The sequence below is a fragment of the Phocaeicola barnesiae DSM 18169 = JCM 13652 genome, from assembly GCF_000374585.1.
Lineage (GTDB): Bacteria > Bacteroidota > Bacteroidia > Bacteroidales > Bacteroidaceae > Phocaeicola > Phocaeicola barnesiae.
The window spans coordinates 51,220-64,493 of record NZ_KB894647.1 but is presented as its reverse complement, the minus strand read 5'-3'; the positions used below and the strand labels follow the sequence as shown (position 1 = coordinate 64,493).

Annotated in this window: 8 protein-coding genes; all 8 read left to right on the top strand. The window is 41.7% G+C overall.

Translation table 11 applies throughout. The annotated features are described in order from the left end of the window. The first annotated feature begins 377 nt into the window (after positions 1 to 377). Complete coding sequence (locus tag C510_RS0106380) at positions 378 to 3,356, top strand: SusC/RagA family TonB-linked outer membrane protein (protein ID WP_025892446.1); 2,979 nt, start codon at positions 378 to 380, stop codon at positions 3,354 to 3,356. A 13-nt stretch (positions 3,357 to 3,369) separates the two neighbouring features. Beyond that, positions 3,370 to 4,890 carry a RagB/SusD family nutrient uptake outer membrane protein gene (locus tag C510_RS0106375; RefSeq protein WP_025892449.1) on the top strand — a complete coding sequence of 507 codons (1,521 nt, stop codon included), beginning with the start codon at positions 3,370 to 3,372 and terminating at the stop codon, positions 4,888 to 4,890. Between the two features lie 15 nt (positions 4,891 to 4,905). Further along, entirely contained in the window at positions 4,906 to 6,408 is a 1,503-nt protein-coding gene (locus C510_RS0106370; RefSeq protein WP_025892451.1) for an endo-1,6-beta-glucanase, read from the top strand. A 27-nt stretch (positions 6,409 to 6,435) separates the two neighbouring features. Beyond that, entirely contained in the window at positions 6,436 to 7,785 is a 1,350-nt protein-coding gene (locus tag C510_RS0106365) for a DUF5016 domain-containing protein (RefSeq protein ID WP_018710506.1), read from the top strand. A 221-nt stretch (positions 7,786 to 8,006) separates the two neighbouring features. Continuing rightward, complete coding sequence (locus C510_RS0106360) at positions 8,007 to 9,293, top strand: bifunctional folylpolyglutamate synthase/dihydrofolate synthase (protein WP_018710505.1); 1,287 nt, start codon at positions 8,007 to 8,009, stop codon at positions 9,291 to 9,293. 95 nt (positions 9,294 to 9,388) lie between these two features. Then, a complete protein-coding gene (locus C510_RS0106355; protein ID WP_018710504.1) occupies positions 9,389 to 10,483 on the top strand; it encodes an aldose epimerase family protein in 1,095 nt (364 codons plus the stop codon). Between the two features lie 56 nt (positions 10,484 to 10,539). Further along, positions 10,540 to 12,033, top strand: a complete 1,494-nt coding sequence (locus C510_RS0106350; protein WP_022340306.1) for an MFS transporter — start codon at positions 10,540 to 10,542, stop codon at positions 12,031 to 12,033. A gap of 73 nt (positions 12,034 to 12,106) precedes the next feature. Next, complete coding sequence (gene galK / locus C510_RS0106345; RefSeq protein ID WP_018710502.1) at positions 12,107 to 13,261, top strand: galactokinase; 1,155 nt, start codon at positions 12,107 to 12,109, stop codon at positions 13,259 to 13,261. Positions 13,262 to 13,274: the final 13 nt, after the last annotated feature.

Sequence of the window (13,274 nt, the reverse complement as noted above, 5' to 3'; positions counted from 1 at the left end):
CATTTCTGTCCATTATAGGGTACATTTTTTCACTTTACACATTGAGTTTTATTTTATCGGAAGGTTATTCAGATAAGTCTTATCGGTTATATGAACAAGTATTGGGGGGTGTTATGATTCTTCCGATTCTGAAACGGGCTGTCCTATAAGGTTGGGTCTCCTTTTAGTGGTGATTTCCGAGTATATTGAAGTCTATTACACTTCCACTTTTTTAAATCATTTTGTTTATACTACTTTTCTGTAGTACAGTATTTTATGCCTTTTTGTGGTCCACTTATTCCTCCCTTGTTGTAAAGGGGGAATAGCTTATTCTCTACATTTACACCGTTCAAAGTTTTGTTAATTATAATCTTTTTACTAACCAAAAAATTGTACGTATGAAAGACAGGAGAAAAATTCTGTGGGATATGCGCAGATGGCTGGCAGTTCTGCTGACGGCGTTGTTATCCGTGAGTGCGTTCGCACAAAAACTTACTGTAAAAGGGCGTATAGTCGATTCGAGTAGCAATACGATTATTGGCGCCAGTGTTCTTGAAAAAGGTACAACCAATGGTACGATTACTGATATTGACGGTAATTTTACATTATCGGTTGCTCCTAATTCTATGTTGGTTATTTCTTATGTAGGTTATCAGACTCAAGAATTGAAGGCTTCGGCTTCTATGGAAGTGGTTTTGAAGGAAGATAATGAATTACTGGACGAAGTAGTGGTTATCGGTTATGGTTCTGTGAAACGTAAAGATGTAACTACAGCGGTTTCTACTGTATCGACTGATGATTTGCAGCAACGGCCTATCCTTTCGGCGGCTCAAGCCATGCAAGGTAAAGCAGCAGGTGTATCGGTCGTACAGCCAACAGGACAGCCAGGAGGTGACATGGCTATCCGTGTACGTGGTACTACTTCTTTCAATGGGAGCAATGACCCGCTGTATGTGGTAGATGGTGTACCTGTTGACAATATCAAGTTCTTGTCACCTAATGATATAGCAAGTATGCAGATATTGAAGGATGCCTCTTCGGCCGCTATTTATGGTTCGCGTGCTGCAAATGGTGTTGTATTGATTACTACCAAGGCAGGGGAGTCTGGCAATGCAAAAGTGGCTCTCAGCATCCAGGCAGGTTTTACTCAAGTAGGCAATAAGATTGAATCGCTGAATGTGGCTCAATATAAGGATTTGATGGATGAGATAGGTCTGATCAGTTTACCTGACGGATTGACAGACCAGACAGACTGGTGGGATGAAACTTATACGACAGGAAATACGCAGAACTATCAGGTATCAGTATCTGATGGAAATGATAAACTTCGCTATTTTCTTTCTGCAGGTTATCAGAATGAAAAAGGCGTAATTGAAACAGCATTTTTCAAGCGTTATAATTTTCGTGCCAATATTGAGAACGATGTACGTAAATGGTTGAGAATATCAGCAAACATAACTTATTCGGACTATGTGAGCAACGGTGGCGGTGAAATGGGAACTGGAGCTAACCGTGGAGGTACTGTACTTTCTGTTATCAATACTCCTACCTATGCACCTATAATGGACCCGGAGAATCCAGACCGTTATTATACGAATTTTTATGGAGCAAACATTACCAGTCCAGCTGAAAACATTGAGCGTCATCGTTACGACCGTGACCGTGAGAACAGGCTGTTGGCTTCAGGAAGTGCTTTGATTACATTCATACCTGAATTGACGTTCAAGACAACTTTTGCCATCGACCGTCGGAATGCCATTGAAACAACTTTCCTTGATCCGGAAAAAACTTCTCATGGACGTGATCAGTACGGCGAAGGTTCTGACAACCGTAATCAGAATACAGTACTTACATTTGATAATGTGTTGACTTATGACGATCATTTCGGTAAGCATGGATTGAATGTTATGGTGGGTTCTTCATGGACCGATTCGGACTATCGTAATAACTATATCAGTGGTTCACACTATCGGAACGGATTGATTCAAACGCTGAATGCTGCCAATATGATAGGTTTGAATGGGGCTGGTTCAAGTGCTTCAGAGTGGGGAATCATGTCTTATTTTGGTCGGGTTTCTTATAATTTTGACAGTAAATATCTTGTAACTGCCAATGTTCGTGCTGACGGTTCTTCCCGACTTCATCCCAACCACCGTTGGGGAGTCTTTCCTTCCTTCTCTGCCGCTTGGCGTATTTCTTCAGAGAATTTTATGGAAGGTACAAGAGGATGGCTTGATGATTTGAAGCTCCGTGCAGGATGGGGACAGACGGGTAACCAGTCCGGACTTGGTGATTATGCTTACTTGCAGCTTTACAATATCAACCGTATTCCTTGGTATGAAGAAGGAAATGCAAATGCCGTACCTACTATTACCCCTTCTAACCTGCGTACACAAGACTTGACTTGGGAAACTACCTCGCAGGCCAATGTGGGTATTGATTTTACAGCTTTCAACAATCGGCTGAACGTGGTGATGGATTATTACTATAAACGTACTACTGATATGTTGATGGACGTGGTACTTCCTGCCGGTTCGGCTGTAGCGGGTAGCATTTCACGTAATGAAGGAACGATGGTGAACAAAGGTTTTGAACTGGCAATCAATTCTAAGAACTTTGTAGGGGAATTTGGCTGGGATACAGATTTTAATATCTCATTCAATAAAAACAAATTGACTAAACTCTCTTTACAGAAGGTTTATTATGATGCAATTACCAGCGATAATGTCCGCGAGTATGCTGTCCGTAACGAGCCGGGGCGTTCTTTGGGAGGATTTTATGGATATATCAGTGATGGAGTAGATCCGGAAACCGGTGAACTGATGTATCGTGATATTAATGGCGATGGTAAAGTGACCAGTTCAGACCGTACCTATATCGGTGATCCGAATCCGTTGTTTACGTTTGGCTTGACCAATACTTTCTCATATAAGAATTTAACGTTGAGTGTATTTTTACAGGGATCATATGGTAATGATATCTTCAATGCCTCACGTATGGAAACGGAAGGTATGTATGATGGTAAGAATCAGAGTACTAGGGTACTGGACCGTTGGCGGATACCAGGTCAGATAACTGATGTGCCTAAAGCAGGCTACACAATGCATAATTCATCTTATTTTATTGAGGACGGTAGTTATTTACGTGTAAAGGATATTACTTTGTCATACAATGTGACCGGTCCTCTACTCAAAAAATGGGGAGTCAGCCGACTTCAGCCATATTTTACGGCAACTAATCTGTTGACCTGGACAGGATATTCAGGAATGGATCCGGAAGTGAACCAGTGGGGTAACAGTGGTGCTGTACAAGGTATTGATTGGGGTACTTATCCTCAATGTCGTTCATTTGTGTTTGGTATTAATCTTGAATTCTAAAAATATAACAGTCATGAAACATAGAAAATATATTATAACTGGATTGGTATTGGCTGGACTGATGAATTTCTCTTCTTGCAGTTTAGGGTATGACCCTATTGCTTCTTATTCGGATGTGACTGAAGGTGTGCAGGATGATGAAGGTGAAAAACAGGAATTTCAGTCTCAGGCAGATGTAGAACTGGCATTAGAAGGGCTTTATCAGAAAATGAAGGATCGCATAGAACATTGGTATCTGGATTGTCTTCTGATAGGTGATAGTCATGCTGATAATGCCTATGCTGGAACTACAGGTGCTGAAACTGTTCCTTTCGAGAATAATACAGTAGATGGTGGCAATACTGTTCTGGAACGTGATTGGTCCCGTTATATGGAAGATGTAGCCGCAGCCAATCGTATTATCTGTAATATAGATGCAGTATCTGACCCGAATTTTACGGCAGATGCAAGAAACTCTATTAAGGCACAGGCTGAGATATTCCGTTCGTTGGTGTGGTTCTATATGGTACGTATATGGGGAAATATTCCATTGAATACGACTTTGCCACCAGATATTACAGCAGATAATATTGAGGAGGTATATGATGAATATTTTCCTTCGCAGAGTACAGAACTTGAAGTATATCAACAGATTGAAGCAGATTTGCTGGATGCTTTGAAATATGCTCCGGATAATAATCCGGCAGATAAGACTTTATTTACTAAATCGGTAGCACGTGCTCTTCTGGCAAAGGCTTATGCGGAAAAGCCGTTGCGTGATTATAATAAAGTCATTGAGTATTGCAGTGCTTTGGAGGCCGACGGATTCGGTCTGGCAGATTCGTATTCGGATTTGTTTGCGTTGAACGAGAACGGTACAGACCTGAAGATGCGTAATACCCGTGAAGGTATTCTGGAAGCTCAATTCCCTGCTTCCGGTGGTAACTGGTGTGCCTGGATGTTCGGTCGTGATTTGTTGGATTGGAACAATTCTTTTACATGGGCAAAATGGGTTACGCCTTCGCGTGATTTGATAGCTTTGTTTACCAGTGAGGGTGATACGCAACGCTTGGATGAATCAGTCGTATATTATGAATGTACGTGGAGTAACTATTATCCATCAGATCATTATCCATTTATGTATAAATGCCGGGCTGGATGTAGCAGTGTACTCTATTTGCGTTATGCTGATTTACTTCTCTTGAAGGCTGAGGCTTATTTGCGGGGGGATGCGAAGAATCTGAATGCGGCAGCTGATATTATTGACAGAATTCGTATCCGAGCAGGCCTGAATAAGCTTCCTGATTCTGTCCGTAACAATGAAACCGAATTGTGGAAAGCTTATATGAAAGAACGTCGTTTGGAACTTGCTTTCGAAGGACAGCGCTGGTTTGATTTGTGTCGTTGGGATGAGGTAGAGAATGTCATGAACAACTTGCGGGATGAAGGACGTTTTGCCCGGATTAATGATTTCGATAAGAATTCTTATTTCTTTGCTGTTCCGCAGACTGCTCTCGACGGAAATGAAAATCTGGTTCAGAATCCTGGTTATTAAAAAAATAGAAATATGATGATAAAGATTAATAAAGTTTTATTGTTGCTCGGATGCATGTCGCTGTCAGCTTGTGTGTCGTGCAGCGAATCTTCTGCAACTGGTGGTGGCGAAGATACGGATACTCCTATAGAAGTTCCTTCCGGTGATGTAAAAATGTATGTCACTACATCTAACCGGATGTACGATTTAGCTATCCAATCAGTCGATTTCAGCGATAAGGATAATATGTCGCCTACTACAGTACGTTTGGATGCATCTATGCGTTACCAGACTATAGACGGTTTTGGCGCCGCTATTACAGGGTCTACCAGTTATAACTTGTCATTGATGCCAGAGGAAAAGCGAAAAGAATTTCTGAAGGATACTTTTTCGCCGGACAAGTATGGCTTCAGTTATGTGCGTGTATCTATCGGTTGTTCTGATTTTTCATTGAGCGATTATACTTGTTGTGATGAAAAAGGCATTGAAAACTTTGCCTTGACCATAGAGGAAACAAAATATGTGATTCCTGCTTTGAAAGAGATACTTGCCATCAATCCTGCTTTGAAGATTATTGCATCACCATGGACGTGTCCTAAATGGATGAAGGTGAAAGATTTGCAGAGTAAAGAGCCTTATGATTCATGGACTGGTGGACAACTCAATCCTGATTATTATCAGGATTATGCCACTTATTTTGTGAAATGGCTGGATGCATTCAAGCAGGCTGGCGTTACAGTCAATGCCGTTACGGTGCAGAATGAGCCGTTGAACCGTGGAAATTCGGCTTCTCTTTATATGGGGTGGGAAGAACAACGTGATTTTGTGAAGACTGCTCTAGGACCGGCTTTGCAGCAACATTTTCCGGATGTGAAGATTTATGCTTTCGATCATAACTATAATTATGATAATGTGGCTGATCAGGTAGATTATTCCTTGAAAATCTTTACAGATGCTGAAGCAAAGAAATATTTTGCCGGTACAGCCTTCCATAATTATGGAGGAGACCGAAGTGAACTGTTGGATGTACAGGCAAAAGCGCCTGATAAGGAACTGATTTTTACTGAAACATCGATTGGTGAGTGGAATCAAGGACGTGACTTGGCAACCGCTCTGACTCGTGATATGGAAGAAATAGCCTTGGGTACGGTCAATAACTGGTGTAAAGCGGTCATTGTCTGGAATCTGATGTTGGATAGTGACCAGGGACCTCATGGAGGACCTGGAGCATGTGCTACTTGTTATGGAGCGGTAGATGTTGATAATACGAATTATGATACGGTAACTCGTAATTCTCATTATTACATTATCGCACATCTGGCATCAGTTGTAAAACCGGGTGCTGTACGTATCGGAACTTCCGGATATACAGAAAATGGCATTTCTTATGCTGCTTTTGAAAATACTGACGGTACTTATGCTTTTGTGCTTTGTAATGGTAAGTCGGAAGCAAAGAATGTAACAGTAGATGACGGTACACACCATTTTACGTATGAGGTTCCTGCCAAGTCTGTTATGTCTTACCGTTGGAAGAAATGAAAACAAAAAACATTAAAGATCAGAACCATGAAAAAGATATTTTGGGTTGCCACAATGGTGGCTGGAATACTGTTTATGAATTCCTGTAAGGAAGAGGATTTGGGACCCGGTAATCCCATAATGGAGGTAAAGACAGAAATTGCAAACGCATATTTTGGAGATAGCCTGGCATTTACGGTTAATGCTTCGGATATGGATGTTCCTTTGTCTACGTTAAAGGCTCAACTTTATTTTGGTGAAGAAATGGTATCCGAAACTGTAATCCGTACAAAAGTAAGCGGTAAAGATTATAGTGGAAAGATTTTTGTACCTTATTACAAGGATATCCCCAATGGAACAGCTACGTTGAAGTATATTTTACAGAACATACATTTTACGATAGTTGAAAAAACTGTCGAGGTGAATTGTGTCCGTCCACAGTTTGAAAATCTTGTACTTGTTACAGAAGATGGACAGCAGTTGGATATGCCTCGTGTAGGTGAAAACCAATATGCTGTAACAGCAGAGTTCCCACAAAAACTGAATGCATATATCAAAGCTCCAGCATATGGCACTAATGGGAATGAAATTACTTTTGGATATTCTAGTGATGGGACAATTACAGAAGGGACAAACAGTTATATCCCATTCTCAGCCTTGGAGGCTGGAACTTACGAAGTAACTTTCAATACATTAACTTATGCAGGGTCTCCTTTTATTTCAATGAAGATGAACGGACAGGAGTTTACTCAAGTAGATGCTAGTACATTGAAGATAGAAACAACTATGGAACAAGGTGAGGCTGTTGTATTTGAAGGAGTACCGAATTATGAGAATTATTGGATTGATCCAGACTTCTTTACAAAAGCTGATGACGGTTCATTAACTTTTATTCCAGTTAGTGGTAATTATCGTATTACAGCTGATACTCAGAAAGAATATTTTAAAGTTGAAGTATTGGATGCCGCAATGGCTGATGCTACTTTGCAGACCGATGGAACAGGAGCATTATATATTGTAGGAGGTTCGGGTACTTTAGGAACAGAATCCATCGGTAAACCTTCTTATATAGGTGCTCCCAGTTGGGATGGTGGTAATGGGGCTATTTGTATGTCTCCGATAGAACCCAAGAAGTATCAGTTGACGGTTGTGGCCGGTGAACAGATAACTGTTGATGGAGTAAATTTCAAATTCTATGGTGGAAAAAACTGGGGAAATGAGTATAAAAGTGACCGTATAACTTCGGAGAACGACTTCTTTATTGTCAATCCTGGTCCTAATGATGATGGTAATGTTTGGTTGAAAGAGGGGGTAACTCTCGAATCAGGTACTACTTATGTCATAACAGTCGATATGACCGATCCGGCTCATGCTGTTATGTATGCTGTTAAGAAATAATCAGTATTTATTGTGTATGATTTTTACCCCGGTAACGTGACGGATCCGTTATCGGGGTGATTTATTTATATGTGGATGTTCGGAAGACTTGAGTGGATTTTGATGAGGCGTAAATGAACTGTCAGTAAAATGTATACTCTTTCTTAGAAGAAAAGTGCCGAAATCCATCGCTTTTTTCTGGAAATTCATGATATTTGCAGTCCTTAAAAACAGGCTGGCTTATGAATTATCAAGAAACGCTCCATTATTTATTTACCAGCACTCCCTTATTTCAGCATGTAGGGAAAGATGCTTATAAAGAGGGATTGGAAAATACACATGCATTGGATGCATATTTCGGACATCCTCATCGTACTTTCCATACTATCCATGTTGCCGGAACCAATGGAAAAGGTTCCTGTTCACACACGTTGGCAGCTATTCTGCAGCGTGCAGGATATCGTACCGGACTGTATACGTCTCCTCATCTGGTGGATTTCCGTGAGCGTATCCGGGTAAATGGCGAACCGGTACCCGAATCTTATGTGGTAGATTTCGTGGAGAAGCATCGTCATTTCTTTGAACCTTTGCACCCTTCTTTTTTTGAACTGACTACAGCAATGGCTTTCCGGTATTTTGCCGATAGTCAGGTGGATGTGGCCGTGATTGAAGTCGGATTAGGAGGACGCCTGGATTGTACCAATATCATTCGTCCGGATTTGTGTGTCATAACGAACATCAGTTTTGACCATATACAGTTTTTGGGGGATACCTTGGAGAAGATTGCTGCTGAAAAAGCGGGAATCATCAAGTCGGATATTCCGGTGGTAGTGGGCGAAACTACGGCGGAGACAAAGCCGGTATTCTTGCGCAAGGCACAGGAAGTAGGAGCTCCGATAATCTTTGCGGAAGAAGAGCACCTGTTACTTTCGCATACGCGTACTTCCGACGGGCAATATTTGTATCAGACCGTAGATTATGCTGATTTGAAAGGAGAATTGGGTGGATTGTGTCAGTTGAAAAATACCAATACATTGCTTTCTGCTATCCGTCAGTTGAAAGTGCGGGGATATGCGTTGACGGATGAGGCCGTAAGAGAAGGTTTTGCCGGAGTCTGTGAATTGACCGGACTGATGGGACGGTGGCAGAAGGTAGGTTCTTGCCCTACAGTAATCTGTGACACAGGTCATAATGTAGGAGGAATTTCATATATTGTGGAACAGCTGGCTTTACAGACCTATGATAGGTTGCACATTGTGATGGGGATGGTCAATGATAAGGATATCAGTGGCGTTCTGGCTATGTTGCCTCGGAAGGCTTCGTATTATTTCACGCAAGCCAGTGTACAGCGTGCACTTCCTGCCGGACGGGTGAAGGAGTTGGCGAATAAGTTTGGACTGGAAGGGGAGGCTTATCCCGATGTAAGTTCTGCTCTTGCTGCCGCTAAAGCTGCAGCAACCGATAAAGATTTGATTTTTGTCGGTGGAAGCAGTTTTATTGTAGCCGACCTTTTAAGTTCGATGAAATAATCCGATTTCTTTTTGAGAAAATGTTTGGGAATCTTGAATAAAATCTTTTTATTTGCAAGGAAATTGCATTTGTGTAAATAGAAAGATTTTAATATATGAATAACACATTTTATCGCGAGGATAATCTGAGCGGATTGAAACGCACTGATTTCCAAAAAACGGTTCAAGGTAAAGAGACCGATTTATTTATTCTGTCAAATAATAATGGGGCTGAGGTAGCAGTAACAAATTACGGTGGTGCCATTCTGGCAATCATGGTTCCGGATAAGAATGGAAATTTAGGTAATGTGATTCAGGGACATGATACTATAGATAAGGTAATCAATAGTCCTGAACCTTTCTTGAGCACGTTGATTGGTCGGTATGGAAACAGAATCTGTAAAGGCCGGTTCACATTGGATGGTAAGGAATATACGTTGGCCATCAATAACGGACCTAACTCTTTACATGGCGGACCTACCGGTTTTCATGCCCGTGTATGGGATGCCGAACAACCTGCTAAAAATTCAGTAGTGTTGAAATACCTTTCTGTTGACGGGGAAGAGGGCTTCCCGGGAAATCTGAATGTAGAAGTAGTTTACACACTGTCTGATTCTAATGAACTGATAATCGAATATAAGGCTACTACCGATAAACGCACTTTGGTAAATCTTACTCATCATGCTTTCTTCAGCCTTTCCGGATTGGCAAATCCGACTCAAAGTGTCGAAAACAATATCCTTACTATCAACGCAGACTATTATACTCCGATGGATGAAGTATCCATCACTACGGGCGAAATTCTGAAAGTGGCAGATACACCGATGGATTTCCGGACACCGCATGTGGTAGGTAGTCGTATCAATGAACCTTTCCAGCAATTGGTTTACGGTGCCGGTTATGACCATTGTTATGTATTGAACAAACCCGAAGTCGGTGCGTTGAGTTTTGCGGTGAAATGCGTCGAACCGGTCAGTGGACGTTCGTTGGAGATGTATACTACAGAACCGGGTGTACAGCTTTACACATCTAATTGGCTGAACGGCTTCTCCGGTTGGCATGGAGCTACTTTCCCGGCTCGCAGTGCCATCTGTTTCGAAGCCCAACATTTTCCGGATACTCCTAACAAGGCTCATTTCCCGTCGGCTGTCTTAAATCCGGGTGAGACCTATCATCAAGTGACAGTCTATAAGTTTGGGGTAGAGAAATAAACGGACTTTCTGCTGAATTAACTTAATTTACAACTTAATACACTTTTATTTAAACCATGGAACAACAAAAACAAAAAACTAATGTCATCGCAATCATTACGATGTTCTTTCTGTTTGCGATGATTTCATTTGTTACCAATTTGGCCGCGCCGTTCGGTACAATCTGGAAAAACCAGTATGCCGGTGCCAACACATTGGGTATGATGGGTAACATGATGAACTTTCTGGCATATCTCTTTATGGGTATTCCTGCCGGTAACATGTTGGTGAGAATCGGTTATAAGAAGACATCCTTGATTGCTATGGCTGTCGGCTTCGTCGGTTTGCTGATTCAGTATCTTTCCAGCCTTTTCGGAGCGGATGTAGACGTATTCTCATTGGGTGAATATGCTATCAAGCTGAACTTTATCATCTATCTGTTAGGTGCTTTTGTCTGCGGTTTCAGTGTTTGTATGCTGAATACAGTTGTAAATCCGATGTTGAACCTGTTAGGTGGTGGCGGTAATAAAGGTAATCAGCTGATTCAGACTGGTGGTGCGTTGAACTCTTTGTCTGGTACATTGACCCCGTTGTTTGTAGGTGTGCTGATTGGTACTGTTACTCCGAAAACAGCCATGTCAGATGTAGCTCCTCTGCTGTTTATCGCTATGGGTGTGTTCGCATTCACTTTCATTGTTATTTCGTTTGTGAATATTCCTGAGCCTCACATGAGAAAGAAAGGAGAAGGCGCAGCGAAGGAAAAATTCTCTCACAGTCCCTGGAGTTTCCGTCATACGGTTTTGGGTGTTATCGGTATCTTTATTTATGTAGGTATTGAAATCGGTATACCTGGTACATTGAACTTCTATTTGGCAGACTCTAGCGAGAAAGGTGCCGGTATTCTGACAAATGGAGCAGCTATCGGTGGTGCTATTGCTGCTATCTACTGGTTGCTGATGTTGGTTGGTCGTTTGACTAGTAGTATTATCAGTGGAAAGGTTTCTACTCGTTCACAGCTGATAACTGCTTCTGCATTGGCTATTCTTTTCATTGCGATTGCTATATTCACACCGAAGAGTGTAGGATTCAATGTTCCATCTTTCGTATACGACCCGGTTGCCAAGACTTCTGAAATCCTGACTAATGCCGGCGTTCCTGCCGATCAGGTAGCTTTGTTCATTGACAATCCGACAGAAGAAAACCTGATGGCACATGCTGATTTATTGCAGGGCATGAGTCTGACTCCGACAGATGTAATGAATTCCATGAAAACTCCGTTGGTACCGGTCAGCTGTCTGTTCCTGGTGCTTTGCGGTCTTTGTACTTCTGTCATGTGGGGTGGTATCTTCAACCTGGCTGTAGAAGGTTTGGGTAAATATACAGCCCAGGCATCCGGTATCTTTATGATGATGGTTGTGGGTGGAGGTATCTTCCCGTTGTTGCAGCAAGTCATCTCTGATGCGGTAGGTTATATGGCCAGCTACTGGTTGATTGTAGCCATGCTTGCTTATCTGTTGTTCTATGGCCTGGTAGGCTGTAAGAATGTCAATAAAGATATTCCTGTAGATTAAGAATTGCCTTTGTCCGGGCTTGATTCAAGCCCGGATTCCTTATATTAATATTAACCTTTTAAATTTAAATGTTATGGATATAGAATTTGTGAGAAGCCGTTTCATTAAACACTTTGATGGTACAACAGGCTCAGTATATGCTTCCCCGGGACGTATTAATTTGATTGGTGAACATACAGATTATAACGGTGGTTTTGTATTTCCGGGTGCTGTAGACAAAGGAATGATTGCTGAAATCAAACCGAATGGAAAAGATAAAGTTTGTGCGTATTCTATAGACTTGAAAGATTACGTAGAATTTGGTTTGAATGAAGAAGATGCTCCGAAAGCAAGCTGGGCACGTTATATCTTCGGTGTTTGCCGTGAAATGATTAAGCGTGGTGTAGACGTAAAAGGTTTCAATACTGCTTTTGCCGGTGATGTGCCTCTGGGTGCAGGTATGTCTTCATCTGCAGCTTTGGAGTCTACCTATGCTTTTGCTTTGAACGATCTCTTTGGCGACAATAAAATTGATAAATTCGAATTGGCTAAGGTAGGTCAGGCTACAGAACACAACTATTGTGGTGTAAACTGTGGTATCATGGATCAGTTTGCTTCTGTATTTGGTAAAGAAGGACATCTTATCCGTTTGGATTGCCGTTCATTGGAATATCAGTATTTCCCATTCAAACCGGAAGGCTATCGTCTGGTTTTGGTGGATTCGGTGGTCAAACACGAACTGGCTTCTTCTGCTTATAATAAACGCCGCCAGAGTTGCGAAGCTGTAGTTGCAGCTATCAAGGCTACTCATCCGGAAGTTGAATTCTTGCGTGATTGCAGCATGGATATGTTGAATGAAGTAAAAGACAAGGTTTCTGAAGAAGATTATAAGCGTGCGGAATATGTAATCGAAGAAATCCAGCGTGTATTGGATGTTTGCGACGCTTTGGAAAAAGGTGACTACGAAACTGTCGGCCAGAAGATGTATGAAACCCATCATGGTATGAGTAAATTGTACGAAGTAAGCTGCGAAGAACTTGATTTCTTGAACGATATTGCCTTCGATTGCGGCGTAACTGGTTCACGTATCATGGGTGGCGGTTTCGGTGGATGTACCATCAACTTGGTAAAGAATGAGTTGTATGAAACATTTATCAGTACAGTGAAAGACCGTTATAAAGAAAAATTCGGTCGTAGTCCGAAAGTTTACGATGTTGTAATCAGCGACGGTTCTCGTAAACTCTGCTAATTGTAGGTTGTTT